Source organism: Streptomyces sp. NPDC058741 (assembly GCF_042746715.1).
Lineage (GTDB): Bacteria > Actinomycetota > Actinomycetes > Streptomycetales > Streptomycetaceae > Streptomyces.
The window spans coordinates 14,929-30,205 of the sequence record NZ_JBHYQH010000022.1; the positions used below are offsets into that span (position 1 = coordinate 14,929).

14 protein-coding genes and 2 pseudogenes are annotated in these 15,277 nt (G+C 71.9%); 5 read left to right on the forward strand and 11 right to left on the reverse strand.

The genetic code is table 11. The features are described from left to right. Window positions 1-15: 15 nt before the first annotated feature. Window positions 16-969, reverse strand: a complete 954-nt coding sequence (locus ACFW6P_RS19125) for an ROK family protein (protein WP_386354014.1) — start codon at window positions 967-969, stop codon at window positions 16-18. 219 nt (window positions 970-1,188) lie between these two features. Between ACFW6P_RS19125 and ACFW6P_RS19130 the strand changes: the two genes are divergently transcribed. Both ACFW6P_RS19130 and ACFW6P_RS19135 read left to right on the forward strand, forming a co-directional pair. Continuing rightward, window positions 1,189-2,226 carry a LacI family DNA-binding transcriptional regulator gene (locus tag ACFW6P_RS19130; protein WP_386354016.1) on the forward strand — a complete coding sequence of 346 codons (1,038 nt, stop codon included), beginning with the start codon at window positions 1,189-1,191 and terminating at the stop codon, window positions 2,224-2,226. A 7-nt stretch (window positions 2,227-2,233) separates the two neighbouring features. Beyond that, a pseudogene (locus ACFW6P_RS19135) lies at window positions 2,234-3,086 on the forward strand (hypothetical protein). Here the strand turns inward: ACFW6P_RS19135 and ACFW6P_RS19140 are convergent. After that, window positions 3,083-4,384, reverse strand: a complete 1,302-nt coding sequence (locus ACFW6P_RS19140) for a DUF6986 family protein (RefSeq protein WP_386354018.1) — start codon at window positions 4,382-4,384, stop codon at window positions 3,083-3,085. The pseudogene ACFW6P_RS19135 and the gene ACFW6P_RS19140 overlap by 4 nt on opposite strands. Before the next feature lie 193 nt (window positions 4,385-4,577). Between ACFW6P_RS19140 and ACFW6P_RS19145 the strand changes: the two genes are divergently transcribed. Then, entirely contained in the window at window positions 4,578-5,483 is a 906-nt protein-coding gene (locus ACFW6P_RS19145) for an endonuclease/exonuclease/phosphatase family protein (protein WP_386354020.1), read from the forward strand. A 61-nt stretch (window positions 5,484-5,544) separates the two neighbouring features. Here ACFW6P_RS19145 and ACFW6P_RS19150 read toward each other — a convergent pair whose 3' ends face one another. The 4 genes from ACFW6P_RS19150 to ACFW6P_RS19165 form a co-directional block, all read right to left on the reverse strand. Then, complete coding sequence (locus ACFW6P_RS19150; protein ID WP_386354022.1) at window positions 5,545-6,507, reverse strand: electron transfer flavoprotein subunit alpha/FixB family protein; 963 nt, start codon at window positions 6,505-6,507, stop codon at window positions 5,545-5,547. 55 nt (window positions 6,508-6,562) lie between these two features. Further along, window positions 6,563-7,351: an electron transfer flavoprotein subunit beta/FixA family protein gene (locus tag ACFW6P_RS19155; protein WP_386424207.1), complete on the reverse strand. Its 789-nt coding sequence runs from the start codon at window positions 7,349-7,351 to the stop codon at window positions 6,563-6,565. A 218-nt stretch (window positions 7,352-7,569) separates the two neighbouring features. Further along, complete coding sequence (locus tag ACFW6P_RS19160) at window positions 7,570-8,061, reverse strand: flavin reductase family protein (protein WP_386354025.1); 492 nt, start codon at window positions 8,059-8,061, stop codon at window positions 7,570-7,572. A gap of 62 nt (window positions 8,062-8,123) precedes the next feature. After that, a complete protein-coding gene (locus ACFW6P_RS19165; RefSeq protein ID WP_386354027.1) occupies window positions 8,124-8,501 on the reverse strand; it encodes a TlpA family protein disulfide reductase in 378 nt (125 codons plus the stop codon). 390 nt (window positions 8,502-8,891) lie between these two features. Here ACFW6P_RS19165 and ACFW6P_RS19170 point away from each other — a divergent pair, with 390 nt between their 5' ends. Continuing rightward, entirely contained in the window at window positions 8,892-9,620 is a 729-nt protein-coding gene (locus ACFW6P_RS19170; RefSeq protein WP_386354029.1) for a lysophospholipid acyltransferase family protein, read from the forward strand. A 17-nt stretch (window positions 9,621-9,637) separates the two neighbouring features. On the opposite strand, the pseudogene ACFW6P_RS19175 reads toward ACFW6P_RS19170, so the two are convergent. The 4 genes and pseudogenes from ACFW6P_RS19175 to ACFW6P_RS19190 form a co-directional block, all read right to left on the reverse strand. Continuing rightward, window positions 9,638-10,339: pseudogene (locus ACFW6P_RS19175) on the reverse strand (B3/4 domain-containing protein). Between the two features lie 158 nt (window positions 10,340-10,497). After that, window positions 10,498-11,568, reverse strand: coding sequence for a threonine aldolase family protein (locus tag ACFW6P_RS19180; protein WP_386424208.1), 1,071 nt, complete (start codon window positions 11,566-11,568; stop codon window positions 10,498-10,500). Beyond that, complete coding sequence (locus ACFW6P_RS19185; protein ID WP_386354136.1) at window positions 11,565-12,314, reverse strand: SDR family NAD(P)-dependent oxidoreductase; 750 nt, start codon at window positions 12,312-12,314, stop codon at window positions 11,565-11,567. The genes ACFW6P_RS19180 and ACFW6P_RS19185 overlap by 4 nt, the downstream gene beginning before the upstream one ends. A gap of 50 nt (window positions 12,315-12,364) precedes the next feature. Continuing rightward, entirely contained in the window at window positions 12,365-13,762 is a 1,398-nt protein-coding gene (locus tag ACFW6P_RS19190; RefSeq protein WP_386354033.1) for a DUF6421 family protein, read from the reverse strand. 250 nt (window positions 13,763-14,012) lie between these two features. Between ACFW6P_RS19190 and ACFW6P_RS19195 the strand changes: the two genes are divergently transcribed. After that, complete coding sequence (locus ACFW6P_RS19195; protein WP_386354035.1) at window positions 14,013-14,699, forward strand: glycerophosphodiester phosphodiesterase; 687 nt, start codon at window positions 14,013-14,015, stop codon at window positions 14,697-14,699. On the opposite strand, the gene ACFW6P_RS19200 is transcribed toward ACFW6P_RS19195, so the two are convergent. Further along, window positions 14,696-15,241 carry a GNAT family N-acetyltransferase gene (locus tag ACFW6P_RS19200; RefSeq protein WP_386354037.1) on the reverse strand — a complete coding sequence of 182 codons (546 nt, stop codon included), beginning with the start codon at window positions 15,239-15,241 and terminating at the stop codon, window positions 14,696-14,698. The genes ACFW6P_RS19195 and ACFW6P_RS19200 overlap by 4 nt on opposite strands. Window positions 15,242-15,277 lie beyond the last annotated feature (36 nt).

Sequence of the window (15,277 nt, forward strand, 5' to 3'; positions counted from 1 at the left end):
TGGGCGACCCTCGCCTCACACTCCCGCCGCAGTCGCGTCGGGCCGTTTCGCCAGGGCTGCCGCGGCCGCGCCCACCAGCCCGGCGTCCGTGCCCGTCCGGGCCGGCGCCACGGTCAGGTGCCGGACGAAGGAAAGCGTCGCGTAGGCGCTCAGGGCCTTGCGCAGCGGGGTGAAGAGGACGTCGCCCGCCTTGCCCACTCCCCCGCCGATGACGGCGATGTCGATCTCCACGAGGGTCGCGGTCGCGGCGATCCCGGCGGCCAGGGCCCGGGCGGCCCGCTCGAAGGAGGCGACGGCGGCCGGGTCCCCGATCCGCGCGGCGGCGGCCACCGCGGCGGCGGAGGCGTCGCCGTCCGGGCCGGGCCGCCAGCCGTTCTCCAGGGCGCGGCGGGCGATGTTGGGACCGCTCGCGATGCGCTCCACGCAGCCGTGCGAGCCGCACGGGCACGGGTCGCCGTCGAGGTCCACGCTGATGTGTCCGATGTGGCCGGCGTTGCCGGTGGGTCCCGTGTGCAGCCGACCGCCGAGCACCAGGCCGCCGCCGACGCCCGTGGAGACGACCATGCACAGCGCGTTGTCGTGCCCCCGGGCCGCGCCCTGCCAGTGCTCGGCCGCCGTGATCGCCACGCCGTCGCCGATCAGTTCGACGGGCAGGCCCCCTGCCGCGGCCCGGACCCGGTCGACGAGCGGGAAGTCGCGCCAGCCGGGCACGTTCACCGGGCTCACCGTGCCCGTGGAGGAGTCCACCGGCCCGGCGCTGCCGATGCCGACGGCCCTCGCGCGCTCCCACAGCGGCGACGCGGTGAGCTCTCCGAGCACCGCCTCCACCGCCCGCATCACGGTGTCGCCGTCCTCCCGGGCGGGCGTCGGCCGCTGGGCGCGGGCCAGGATCCGGCCGTGGCCGTCCACCAGAGCGCCGGCGATCTTGGTGCCGCCGATGTCGAGCGCTGCGACTGGGTCGGTGTGCATCAGAGTCGGATCTCCCCGTCAGACTTGAGACGAACGCCGGGATGGACTTCGAGCGGCGCACGAGGCGGACCGGCCACGCGGAGGTGCGCGGCCCGGGCGGTGCGGTGGACAGTCTCCCCGAGCCTGACAACGTTGTCCAGGCTCTATGCTCGACGCCACATCGTCGTACAAACCAAGGACCGACGCACCCCCGTGGACGACAGGACAGGACGCCGCACCGTGCCCCAGACCCACCTCCGCGCCCCGACGCGCTACGGCAACCGCCCGACCATGAAGGACGTGGCCGCCCGTGCCGGGGTCGGCCTGAAGACGGTCTCGCGGGTCGTGAACGGGGAGCCCGGGGTCACGCCCGAGACCGAGCGGCGCGTCCAGGAGGCGATCGAGGCCCTCGGTTTCCGCCGCAACGACAGCGCGCGGGTGCTCCGCAAGGGCCGCACGGCGAGCATCGGCCTGGTCCTGGAGGACCTCGCGGACCCGTTCTACGGGCCGCTGAGCCGGTCGGTCGAGGAGGTGGCCCGCGCGCACGGCGCGCTGCTGATCAACGGTTCCAGCGCGGAGGACCCCGAGCGCGAGCAGGAGCTGGTGCTGGCCCTGTGCGCGCGGCGGGTGGACGGGCTCGTGGTGATCCCGGCCGGTGACGACCACCGGTATCTGGAGCCGGAGCTCAGGGCCGGTGTCGCCACGGTGTTCGTGGACCGGCCGGCCGGTCGCATCGACGCCGACGTGGTGCTGTCGGACAACTTCGGAGGCGCCCGCGGCGGCGTCGCCCACCTGATCGCGCACGGGCACCGCCGCATCGGTTTCATCGGCGACATGCCCCGCATCCACACGGCCGCCGAGCGGCTGCGCGGCTACCGGGCCGCGATGGAGGACGCGGGCATACCGGTGGCGGACGCCTGGATGTCGCTCGGCGTCACCGACCCCGAGCGGGTGCGCAGGGCCGCCGAGGAGATGCTGTCCGTGCCCGACCCGGTCACCGCGATCTTCGCGGGCAACAACCGGGTCACGGTCACCGTGATCCGGGTGCTCGCCGAGCAGTGCCGCCGCGTCGCCCTGGTCGGCTTCGACGACATCGAGCTGGCCGACCTGCTGCAGCCGGGCGTCACGGTCGTCGCGCAGGACTCCGCCGACATCGGCCGCACGGCCGCCGAGCGCCTCTTCCGGCAGCTGGACGGCTCCCTGATCACCCCCGAGCGCATCGAGCTGCCGACCCGGCTGATCACCCGCGGCTCGGGCGAACTCCCCCCGGCGGACTGAGCGGCCCATGGACCACGCCACGGCTCGCCCCCTCAGAGCCCTCGGCCTCGCCGAGGCGCCGCGCGGGCACCCCCTGCTCTATCCGGGTGCGTGGCCCGAGGACTCCGGTCTGCTCGACGGGACCGTCTTCTGCCTCTGGAGCGCCTGGCGCACGACGACCGCACACCGGTCCTCGCCATCGGCTCCCACGCCTGCCCGGGCCAGCTGCGCCACAAGAGCGCGAGGCCGGCATCATGTCCGCGCTGCCGATGGTGAAGGCCCGGGTGACCGGCGTCGACGCCGGGGTCTCGTCGCATATGAGCCGCATGGGGTACGTCTCGGTGTCGCCGGTCGGCGCCCCGGGCACGGTGGGGGAGCTGCTCGTCCTCTGGCTCGACGCAGAGCAGCTCGCCGTGATCGAGGCGAGCGAGGGCGTGCCGCTGCCGGGCGGCAACTTCGACCGGGCCTGGCTGCCGTCGCCCGACGTGCGGATCGCGCTCGCGGACGGCGGCCGCCTGCCCGGCGTGTACGCCTACGTCAACCGGCACGGGGTGCTGCACGACGGCACCGGTGCGCACCGCGTCCACCCGGGCGAGCGCCGGCTGCTCACCGACCTGCTCGTCGAACTGCCGCGGCTGCGGGAGCTGTTCGGGGTCGTGCCGGTGGAGTTCTGCGCACGGGCGCGGGCCGACCGGCGGTCGTGCGAGCGGGGCACGCGGTTGTTCGTCGAGGAGAAGCTGGTGACGGCCTCGGGGCTGGAGCGGTACACGGCGGGGTCGGCGCGCCCTCGGCGGACCGGGAGCCCGGGCACCGCGGGCGGCGGTCCCCGGCGGACCGCCGCCCTCCCCGGCTCCGCGCGGGAGCCGCCGGACGGCTGCTAGGCGGACGCCGTGAGGTCACCCCGGCGCGGGACCGCGAAGGTCTCCAGGTCGGCGCGGGTGAGGCCGGCCAGGCGGGCGACCTCGCCGATGTCGAGAGCGCCGCAGTCCAGGCCGCGCAGCAGGTAGCCGCTGAGGGCCTTGGCGGTGGCGGGTTCGTCCATGACGTCGCCGCCGGTGCGGTTGGCGTAGCGGGCGAGCCGGGCGGCGGCCTGCTCGAAGCCCTCGCGGTAGAAGGCGAACACGGCGGCGTAGCGGGTGGGGATGTGGCCGGGGTGCATGTCCCAGCCCTGGTAGTAGGCGCGGGCCAGCGAGCGGCGGGTGAGGCCGTAGTGCAGGCGCCAGGCGGCGTGGACCTTCTCGGTGGGGCCGACCGGCAGGACGTTGGTCGAGCCGTCCGAGAGGCGGACACCGGTGCCGGCGGCGGCGACCTGCATGACGGCCTTGGCGTGGTCGGCCGCGGGGTGGTCGCTGGCCTGGTGGGCGGCGGAGACGCCGAGGCAGGCGCTGTAGTCGAAGGTGCCGTAGTGCAGGCCGGTGGCGCGGCCCTCGGCGGCCTGGATCATGCGGGCGACGGTGGCGGTGCCGTCGGCGGCGAGGATGGACTGGCTGGTCTCGATCTGGATCTCGAAGCCGATGCGGCCGGGCCGCAGGCCGTGGGCCTTCTCGAAGGCGTCGAGCAGGCGCGCCATGGCGGTGACCTGCTCGGCGTACGTCACTTTCGGCAGGGTGAGCACCAGGCCGTCGGGCAGGCCGCCGGACTCCATCAGGCCGGTGAGGAAGATGTCGAGGGTGCGGATGCCACGGGCGCGCACGGGCGCCTCCATGCACTTCATGCGGATGCCCATGCAGGGGGCGGCGGCGCCGGCGGCGTACGCCTCGGCGATGATGCGGGCGGCGCGGGCGGCGGCCTCGTCCTCCTCGGCGTCGGGGCGGTTGCCGTAGCCGTCCTCGAAGTCGACGCGCAGGTCCTCGATCGGTTCGCGCTCCAGCTTGGCACGCACGCGCGCGTGGACCGGCTCGGCGAGTTCGCCGGACAGGCCGAGGACCGCGGCGAAGGACGCGGCGTCGGGGGCGTGCTCGTCGAGGGCGGCCAGGGCCCGGTCGCCCCAGGAGCGGACCGTGTCGGCGGCGAAGACGTCGCCGGGTACGTAGACGGTGTGGACGGGCTGGCGGGTGCCGGGGTCTCCGGGGTAGCGGCGCTCCAGCTCGGCGTCGACCGGGGCGAGGGAGGCGCTGATCTCCTCGCTGACGGCGCCCGCGAGGCTCGTCGCCACCTTCTCCTGCTGGCCCTGACCCATTCCCAGACCCTCCCGTTTTCCGCTGTACGGAATCAACAATCCGTAGAGCGAAGTTATCGGGCGACCTCCCGCTGGTCAACACCGTCTTGACGTGCGATTGCCCATGATTCACCTTCGGTCACTGACAACCCGCCCTCCTGTTACGTACCCAGAAGGCAGGCTGCACCCGGACGGGCAAGGAGAGGGAGACCACGTGCCGAACGAGGTCGGAGTGACGCGGCGTCGCGGGCTCAAGGCAGCGGCGGCCGCCGCCGTCGCGGGACCGCTGCTCACCACCGCGGGTTCCACACGGACCGCTTCCGCGGGCGAGCACACGGGCGCCCTGAACGCCATGACGTTCAACCTGCGCTTCGCGACCGTCGTCGACGACACACCGCGCTGGGCCGTACGCCGACCGGTGGTGCGGGAACTGCTGCGCCGCGAGCGGCCGCACGTCATCGGCACCCAGGAAGGGCTCTACCGGCAACTGCGCATGATCGAGGAGGACCTCGGCGGGCACTACGACTGGATCGGCACCGGACGCGGAGGCGGCAGCAAGGACGAGTTCATGGCGGTCTTCTACGACACGCGCAGACTCGACCCGGTCGAGTTCGACCACTTCTGGCTGTCCGACACCCCCTACACGATCGCCTCGAACACCTGGGACGCGGACTGGCTGCGCATGGTGACCTGGGTCCGTTTCGCCGATCTCGCCGACGGAGGAAGGGAGTTCTACGTCCTCAACACCCACCTGGACAGCGTCAGCCAGTACGCCCGGGAACGCTCGGCGGGGCTCATCGGCGAGACGATCGCCGGGTGGGACCGGTCACTGCCGGTGATCGTCACCGGCGACTTCAACGCGTGCGCCCACGACAACCGGGTGTACGACCTCATGCTGGACATCGGACTGGTCGACGCCTGGGACGCGGCGGCCTCGCGGGGCCCCGCGTACGGGACGTACCACGGCTACCGGAGGCTCAGGCCGGACGGGCGGCGCATCGACTGGATCCTCACCACGCCCGGGGTGACCACGCACTGGGCCGGGATGAACACGTTCAGCGTGGACGGGACGTACCCGAGCGACCACCTGCCGGTGCAGGCCTCGTTGACCCTGGGATGAGAAGAGGCCCCCGTGACCGTTCGCGCGGTCACGAGGGCCTCCTGCTGCGGCCCGGGGGCGATCAGCCCTTGCGGGTGTTGATCTCCTCGGTCAGGGCCGGGACGACGTCGAAGAGGTCGCCGACGACGCCGTAGTCGACGAGGTCGAAGATCGGGGCCTCGGCGTCCTTGTTGATCGCCACGATCGTCTTCGAGGTCTGCATGCCGGCGCGGTGCTGGATCGCGCCGGAGATGCCGGAGGCGATGTACAGCTGCGGCGAGACGGACTTGCCCGTCTGGCCCACCTGGTTGGTGTGCGGGTACCAGCCGGCGTCGACCGCGGCACGCGAGGCGCCGACCGCGGCACCGAGGGAGTCGGCGAGCGCCTCGATGATCGCGAAGTTCTCCGAGCCGTTGACACCGCGGCCACCGGAGACCACGATCGCGGCCTCGGTCAGCTCGGGACGGCCGGTCGACTCGCGCGGGGTGCGGCCGGTGACCTTGGTGCCGGTGGCCTGCGCGGAGAAGGACACGGTCAGCGCCTCGACGGTGCCGGCGGCCGGGGCGGCCTCGACGGCGGCCGAGTTGGGCTTGACCGTGATGACCGGGGTGCCCTTGGAGACACGGGACTTGGTGGTGTAGGAGGCGGCGAACACCGACTGGGTGGCCACCGGGCCCTCGGCGCCGGCCTCCAGGTCGACGGCGTCGGTGATGATGCCGGAGCCGATGCGCAGCGCCAGACGGGCGGCGATCTCCTTGCCCTCGGCCGAGGACGGGACGAGAACGGCGGCCGGGGAGACGGCCTCGTGCGCGGCCTGCAGGGCGTCCACCTTCGGGACGACCAGGTAGTCGGCGTACTCGGCGGCCTCGTGCGTGAGGACCTTGACCGCGCCGTGCTCGGCGAGGGTCGCGGCGGTGTCACCGGCGCCGTTGCCCAGTGCGACGGCGACGGGCTCGCCGATGCGACGGGCGAGGGTCAGCAGCTCCAGGGTGGGCTTGCGGACGGCACCGTCCACGTGGTCGACGTAGACGAGAACTTCAGCCATGGGACTTCTTCTCTCCTGCTTGCGAAAGATGAGGGACGGATCGCGACTGCGGGGCTCAGACGAACTTCTGGCCCGCGAGGAACTCAGCGAGCTGCTTGCCGCCCTCGCCCTCGTCCTTGACGATCGTGCCCGCGGTACGGGCGGGACGCTCGGCCGCGTCGTCGACCTTGGTCCACGCGCCCTCCAGGCCCACTTCCCCGGCCTCGACGTCCAGGTCGGACAGGTCCCAGGACTCCACCGGCTTCTTCTTGGCGGCCATGATGCCCTTGAAGGACGGGTAGCGCGCCTCGCCCGACTGGTCGGTCACCGACACCACGGCCGGCAGGGAGGCCTCCAGGCTCTCGGAGGCGGCGTCGCCGTCGCGGCGGCCCTTGACCGTGCCGTCCTCGACCGAGACCTCGGCCAGCAGCGTCACCTGCGGCACGCCCAGTCGCTCGGCCAGCAGCGCGGGGACGACGCCCATGGTGCCGTCGGTGGAGGCCATGCCGGAGATCACCAGGTCGTAGCCGGCCTTCTCGATCGCCTTGGCCAGCACCAGGGAGGTGCCGATGGCGTCCGTGCCGTGGATGTCGTCGTCCTCGACGTGGATCGCCTTGTCGGCGCCCATGGACAGTGCCTTGCGCAGGGCGTCCTTGGCGTCCTCGGGGCCCACCGTGAGGACGGTGATCTCCACGTCGTCGTCGGAGTTCTCGGAGATCTGCAGCGCCTGCTCGACCGCGTACTCGTCGAGCTCGGAGAGCAGACCGTCCACGTCGTCCCGGTCGACGGTCAGGTCATCGGCGAAGTGCCGGTCGCCAGTGGCGTCGGGCACGTACTTCACAGTGACAACGATCCTCAAGCTCACGCCGGCTCTCCTACTGCATCGTCATTTCTCGGTGCCTGCTTCCAGGCAGCATAGGCGCCTCAAGCAGCCGATCCCGGTCGGGGCGGCCCACGCTCCGAGCGAAATATTACTCGCCAGTACACCCAGTTCGTTCCCGCTAAGCAAGCGCTTTGAACTGTGACCTTCGCAACGCAGCGTAACCGGAACTCGACGGTCACGCAGCCCGGGACGCGGGCCCGTCAGTCACCCAGGCGCTGGAAACGTCCCTGGTGGTAGAGGAGGGGCCGGCCGGTGCCGGTGGGGTCGCCGTGCACGACCTCGGCGATCACGAGGCGGTGGTCCCCGGCGGGCACGCGCGCGACGATCCGGCCCACCAGCCAGGCGAGCACGCCGTCGAGCACGGGGACGCCCTCGGGCCCCTGCCGCCAGGCGGTGGGCGCCGCGAACCGGTCTGCCCCGCTGCGGGCGAAGGTGGCGGCGAGCTCCTGCTGGTGCTCACCGAGCACATGGACCCCGACGTGCCCGGCCTCCGCGATCACGGGCCAGCTGGAGCCGCCGGTGCCGACACCGAAGGAGAGCAGGGGAGGCTCGGCCGAGACGGAGGTGAGAGAGGTGGCGGTGAAGCCCACGGGGCCGTTCTCGCCACGAGCGGTGATCACGGCGACCCCCGCCGCGTGCCGCCGGAAGACCGAGCGCAGGAGGTCGGTCGTGGAGAGGAGGTCCGAAGGCATGGGGTCAGGCTGACGATAAATGGTACGTGCAGTCAAGTTCGTTCCGTGAAGTAGGAGATGGCTCACTGACGAGGTCCGGCTCCTCGCACCGCCTCCCCCAGCGCGGCGATCACGTCCGCCCTGCGGGGCTGCCCGGTGGCCCGCCGCACGATCCGGCCGTCGGAGCCTAGGACGAGGACGGTGGGGGTCTTGAGGATCTCCAGCCGTCGCACGAGGTCCAGGTGGGCCTCCGCGTCGATGTCGACATGGGCCACGCCCGGGACCATCCGGGCGACCTCGCCGAGGATGCGCCGGCTCGCCCGGCAGGGCGCGCAGAAGGCGCTGGAGAACTGCACGAGCGTGGCCCGTTCGCCGAGGTCCGCGCCCAGCTCCGCCGCATCGAGCCGTTCGCCGTCGTCCCGCACGCGCACCCGCTCTCCTCCGCTCCGCCGCCCGCCCACCGACCGGACAGGTCATCATCTCCGCAAGCGTTCGCGCGGGCGCGAGGATTCCCGCCCGCCCCTGCGCCGCTCCGGCCGGGCCGTTTCCCGCGAACGTCGCCGAAGCGGCCGGCCCGGCACTTCGCGATCACCCGGTGGCAAGCCGGGGCTTGTGGCGCCCGGGGCGTGGGGGAAGAGTGCGCACAGAGTAATGCGAGCTCAAAAGCACGAGGTGGGGTCCGGCGGTGACGTGACGAGAATCTCGTCGGCTCGGGGCACGAGGACTGGCTCCCCGGCCGTTCTTGGGGCACGATCTGCGACAAGCCGTGAACCTACGGCTGCGTAACTTATCCAATGACGTATCCACTGGGAATCCCTTCCCAGGCAGAGCAGGAAGGGTCCGGCCCGCCCATGGCAGAGCTCGTCTACCGTCCCGTCGTCGGTTTCGCCCGCACGCTGTTCAAGGTGTGGGACCTCAGGATCGACTGTCAGGGTTCGGAGAACATCCCGCGCTCGGGCGGCGCCGTGCTGGTGAGCAACCACATCAGCTACCTGGACTTCGTGTTCAACGGGCTGGCGGCGCTGCCGCAGAAGAGACTCGTGCGCTTCATGGCGAAGGAGTCCGTCTTCCGGCACCGCGTGTCGGGTCCGCTGATGCGCGGGATGAAGCACATCCCCGTGGACCGCGCGCAGGGCGAGGCGGCCTACGCGCACGCCCTGGACTCCCTGCGCTCGGGTGAGATCGTCGGCGTCTTCCCGGAGGCGACCATCTCGCCGTCGTTCACGCTGAAGAGCTTCAAGTCGGGCGCCGCGCGCCTGGCGCAGGAGGCCGGTGTCCCGCTGATCCCGATGGCGGTGTGGGGCACGCAGCGGCTGTGGACGAAGGGGCACCCGCGCAACTTCAAGCGCAGCCACATCCCGATCACCATGCGCGTCGGCGAGGCGATCGAGGCGTCCCGGGACAAGTACGCGGGCGCGATCACGCGGCAGGTGCGCGAGCGCGTCCAGGAACTCCTCGAGGCCGCCCAGCGCGCCTACCCGGTGCGCCCGAAGGGCCCGGACGACACGTGGTGGATGCCGGCGCACCTCGGCGGCACCGCCCCGACACCGGAGCAGGTGCGCGAGGCCGAGGCACGCTGACGCGCCGGGCGGCCGCCTCAGACCGAGGACTGCGGAGTGCGTACGTCGATGTCCGCGCCGGAGCTGAACTCGGCCAGCAGAGCGGCGAGTTCGGCTGCGGCGGCCTCCATCTCGGCGATGGGCATCGTGGCCAGCCCTCCAGCAGGACGATGCCCGAGGTGGTCCGCTCGGTGAGCCGGGTGCGCGGGCCCTGGCGCCAGTTCCAGCGGCGGCAGGTCACTCCCGCGTCGTCGCACCACACGACCTCGCCCGCGTCCGGGTGCCCGACGGTCTCCTCACCGCCGGCCACGGTCACGAACTCCTCCTCGCCCGTGGCTCGGACCAGGCGCATGTCGCCCCGCACGAGGTCGAGGTCCTCGCCGCCGACGGGGATCAGGTACGCCACGCTGATGGCGTTGTAGAGGTCGACGAGCAGGTTGATGCGGGGCAGCCCGGCGTCCGAGAGGGCGCGTTTGGCCAGCGCCTCAGCGGAGTTGCGGGTGCGGGACGGCTTCGAGCCGAAGGCCGTGTAGGCCGCGCGCCAGGCCGCCATGTGCGGGTCCTCGTGCGGGGCCCGGCCGTCCAGGCGGGTGGCGAGCCGCCGGGTGGCATCGTCCAGCAGCGCCGAACTGGCCTCGTTGCTGGGTCCGTTAAACCAGGCCGTGGGTCTCGATCGCGACGTGGGTGAAGCCGGGGGCGAGGGCGCGTACGTCGTCGGACACGGTGAGCGGGAGGGTCATCGTCGGCCTTGCCTCGGGGTGCGGTGCGGAGCGTCTGCCGGGTGCAGTGCGGCATGCAGGACTCCGCAGTCCAGCCTAATAGACCATGAAGGCGAGAAAGACGCCGCGGGGCGCGCATCGGCGCCGCCCCGCGGCTGGACCGCGCGCGGGAACCGGCCCTAGCGGGCCGTCTCCTCCTTGAGTGCCACAACGAACGCGTCCACGTCGTCCTCGGTCGTGTCGAAGGCGCACATCCAGCGGACGTCACCCGCGGCCTCGTCCCAGAAGTAGAAACGGAAGCGCCGCTGCAGGCGCTCGCTCACCTCGTGGGGCAGGCGCGCGAACACCGCGTTGGCCTGCACCGGGTAGAGGATCTCCACGCCGTGCACGGCCCGTACGCCCTCCGCGAGGCGCTGGGCCATCCCGTTGGCGTGCCGGGCGTTGCGCAGCCACAGGTCCCGGGCCAGCAGGGCCTCCAACTGCACCGACACGAAGCGCATCTTGGAAGCGAGCTGCATGGACAGCTTGCGAAGGTGCTTCATGTGGCTGACGGCGTCCTGGTCGAGGACCACGACGGCCTCGCCGAAGAGGGCGCCGTTCTTCGTGCCGCCCAGGGAGAGGATGTCGACACCGGCGACCTCCGTGAGCGTGCGCATCGGCACGTCCAAGGAGGCGGCGGCGTTGGCCAGGCGGGAGCCGTCCAGGTGCACCTTCATGCCGTGCGCGTGAGCGTGCTCGCACAGGGCACGCAGCTCGTCCGGCGTGTAGACGGTGCCGAGTTCGGTGGCCTGGGCGATCGAGACGACCTGCGGCATGGCACGGTGCTCGTCGTCCCAGCCGTACGCCTGCCGGTCGATGAGCTCGGGGGTGAGCTTGCCGTCGGCCGTGGGGACGGTGAGCAGCTTCAGGCCGCCGACCCGCTCGGGCGCCCCGCACTCGTCGACGTTGATGTGCGCGCTCTCCGCGCAGATCACCGCGCCCCAGCGGTCGGTGACCGCCTGGAGCGCGACGACGTTGGCGCCGGTGCCGTTGAAGACCGGGAACGCCTCGGCCGTGGCCCCGAAGTGGCTGCGGACGAGGCTCTGGAGGTTCTCCGTGTAGGCGTCCTCGCCGTAGGCGACCTGGTGCCCGCCGTTGGCCAGGGCCAGGGCGGCGAGCACCTCCGGGTGGGCGCCTGCGTAGTTGTCGCTGGCGAATCCGCGGACTTCGGGGTCGTGATGGCGACGGGCGTCGGTCTTCGGAGGGTTCACGGCTTCTCGGTGAGCCACAGACGGTTTCCGTTCACTTCGGCGGCGGGCTTCTCCCAGACCTTCGTGATGGCCTCGGCCAGGTCCTCGACGTCGGTGAAGCCCGCGAACTTCGCGTTGGGGCGGTCGGCGCGCATGGCGTCGTGCACCAGTGCCTTCACCACCAGGATCGCAGCCGCGGACGTCGGGCCGGCGGTGCCCCCGGCCTTGCGGAAGGCGTCGGCCAGGGCGAGCGTCCAGGCCTCGGCGGCGGCCTTGGCGGCGGCGTACGAGGCGTTTCCGGCCGTCGGCTTGGAGGCCCCGGCGGCGCTGATCAGCACGTACCGTCCGCGGTCGCTGCGCTGCAGGCCCTCGAAGAAGGCCAGCGAGGTGTGCTGCACGGTGCGGATCAGCAGCAGCTCGAGGAAGTCCCAGTCGTCGAGGCTGGTCTTGATGAAGGTCTCGCTGCCGCGCCAGCCGCCCACGAGGTGGACCAGGCCGTCGACGCGGCCGAAGTCCTTCTCGATGTGGTCGGCCCAGTCCCGGGTGGACTGCAGGTCCAGCAGGTCGACCGTCTCGCCGGTGACGGTCGCGCCGCCCGAGGCGTACCGCGCCGCGTCGACGGCCTCCGCGAGGCGCTCGGGATCGTTGTCCGCGCCGACGACGGTCGCCCCCGCCTCGGCCAGTCGCATCAGCGCCGCCCGGCCGGCGGGCCCGCCCGCGCCGGCCACCGCGATCACCGCACCGCTGAGAGCTCCGTTCCCCGCCATCTTCTTCGCCTCCTGAGCAGTGGTCCCGGTGTCGCGGAAGGCTCCGCCGCTCACGCGGCGATCCGCTCGGCGCCGTCCGCCGTGATGCCCTTGGTGGAGGCGATCACGTTCTTCAGCTTCCTGGACAGTGCCTCATAGAACATGCTCAGCGGAAACTCGTCCGGAAGCACGTCATCGACGAGTTTGCGCGGGGGCAGCGTGACGTCCAGGGCCTCGGGTCCCTTGGCCCACTTCGAGCCGGGGTGCGGGGCGAGGTAGGTGGAGACGAGCTCGTAGCCGGCGAACCAGTGGACGAGCTTGGGGCGGTCGATGCCGTCGCGGTACAGGTCCTCGATCTCCGCGCACAGCTGGTTGGTGACCTGCGGGGCGCGCTCCCAGTCGATGCTGAGCTTGTTGTCGGTCCAGCGGACGACGTCGTGCTTGTGCAGGTAGGCGAAGAGGAGCTGGCCGCCCAGACCGTCGTAGTTGCGGACGCGCTCGCCGGTGACCGGGAAGCGGAACATGCGGTCGAAGAGCACCGCGACCTGGACGTCACGGGCCTGCGGGACGCCCTCGCCGGCCAGCTTCACGGCCTCCTTGAAGGCGGTGAGGTCACAGCGCAGCTCCTCCAGGCCGTACATCCAGAACGGCTGGCGCTGCTTGATCATGAAGGGGTCGAACGGGAGGTCGCCGTGGCTGTGGGTGCGGTCGTGGACCATGTCCCACAGGACGAACGCCTCCTCGCAGCGCTTCTGGTCGTGGACCATGGCGGCGACGTCCTCGGGCAGCTCCAGGCCCAGGATGTCGACGGCGGCCTCGGTGACGCGGCGGAAGCGGGCGGCCTCACGGTCGCAGAAGATGCCGCCCCAGGTGAACCGCTCCGGCGCCTCGCGCACGGCGATGGTCTCGGGGAAGAGGACGGCCGAGTTGGTGTCGTAGCCGGACGTGAAGTCCTCGAAGGTGATGCCGCAGAAGAGCGGGTTGTCGTAGCGGGTGCGCTCCAGCTCGGCCAGCCAGTCCGGCCAGACCATGCGCAGCACGACCGCTTCGAGGTTGCGGTCCGGGTTGCCGTTCTGCGTGTACATCGGGAAGACGACCAGGTGCTGCAGGCCGTCGGCGCGGTGGGCGGCGGGCTGGAAGGCCAGCAGCGAGTCGAGGAAGTCGGGCACCTGGAAGCCGCTGTCGGCCCACCGGCCGAGGTCCTTGACCAGGGCCTCGTGGTAGGCGCTGTCATGCGGCAGCAGCGGGGAGAGCTCCAGCACGGCATCGACGACCCGGCGCACGGCGAGCTCGGCGTCGGCGGGGTCGGGCGCACCCTCGGCTTCGAAGTCGATCGACCCGTCCTTGGACTGCCACGGCCGGATCCGCTCCACGGCATCCTTGAGCACGGGCCATGCCGGGTGCTCCACCACCCTGGTCACGGGAGGAACCTCCTCCTCCGAACCCACCTGCACAAGAATTTCCGTCATGTCACAGCCTCCACGGGAGAATCTCACGTAGTCAGACCGTATACACACGAGGTTCCTCCCAGCAAGGGTCACCCCGGGAAATTATCCTGCCCCACCCCGGCCTTCACCGCACTTTTTCCTGTCGATCCTGCTCTTTCCCGGATCCGCCCGGACCATGCCGTGGCTCTCCGCGCAGGGCGGGCGCAGGCGATACGGTCGGGTGGGCCGCCAGGCCCCCCAGTGCCGCCTGTCGACGGAAGAGAGTCGCGTCGTGAACTTCCTCACCATCGGTCACCGCGGAGTCATGGGTGTGGAGCCCGAGAACACCCTCAGGTCCTTCGTGGCCGCCCAGGAGGCGGGCCTCGACGCCATCGAACTGGATCTGCATCTGAGCAAGGACGGCGCGCTCGTCGTGATGCACGACACGGACGTGGACCGCACCACCGACGGCACCGGGCCCATCGCCGAGAAAACCCTCGCCGAGCTGCGGGCCCTGGACGCGGGCCGGGGCGAGCGGGTGCCGGTCTTCGAGGAGGTCCTGGAGGCCGTGCAGGCGCCGCTCCAGGCGGAGATCAAGGACGTGCAGGCGGCGCGGGCCCTGGCCGAGGTGATGAAGGCGCGCGGGCTGGCCGAAAGGGTGGAGGTGTCCTCCTTCCACGACCAGGCGGTCGCCGAGATCGCCCACCTGGTCCCGGGCGTGCGCACCGCCCTGATCGCGAGCCGCTACGGCACCGGCGTCGTGGACCGCGCCGTGGCGGCCGGTGCCGGGACGGTCTGCCTGAACATCCGGCGGCTCACCCTGGAGATCGTGGAGCGGGCGCGCGAGGCCGACCTGAGGATCATCGGCTGGGTGGTGAACACCCAGGACCAGCTGCGGCTGGTGCGGGCCTTCGGCCTGGACGGCGCGACCACCGACCACCCGGACATCAAGCGCACGGGCCGCTTCACCGCCTGCTAGGCGAGTTCCTTGACCAGGAGCTCGAACCGCAGGTCGTCGCGGCGCGGGATGCCGAAGCGCTCGTCGCCGTACGGGAAGGGGGTCATCCGTCCCGTACGGCGGTAGCCGCGCCGCTCGTACCAGGCGATGAGGTCGTCGCGGACGGAGATCACGGTCATGTGCATCTGCGAGGCGCCCCAGGTCGCACGCGCCTGCCGCTCGGCCTCCGCGATGACGGCCTTGCCGAGACCCGCGCCCTGGAGCCGGGGGCTGACCGCGAACATCCCGAAGTAGGCGTGAGGACCGCGGTGCTCCAGCTGGCAGCAGGCCACGATCCGGCCCTCGCGCTCCACGGTCAGCAGCCGGCTGCCGGGCGACTTGACGACGGCCAGCACGCCCTCGGGGTCGGTACGCCGCCCTTCGAGGATGTCCGCCTCGGTGGTCCACCCCGCCCGGCTGGGCTCGCCGCGGTACGCGGACTCGATCAGCGCGACCAGTTCGTCCACGTCGGCGTCGGTCGCGTCGCGGAAGGTCAGGTCGGTGGTGATGGCGGCGGTGTCCATGGGCGTACGTCTCCGTCGTTCTGGCGTGGCTCGGGC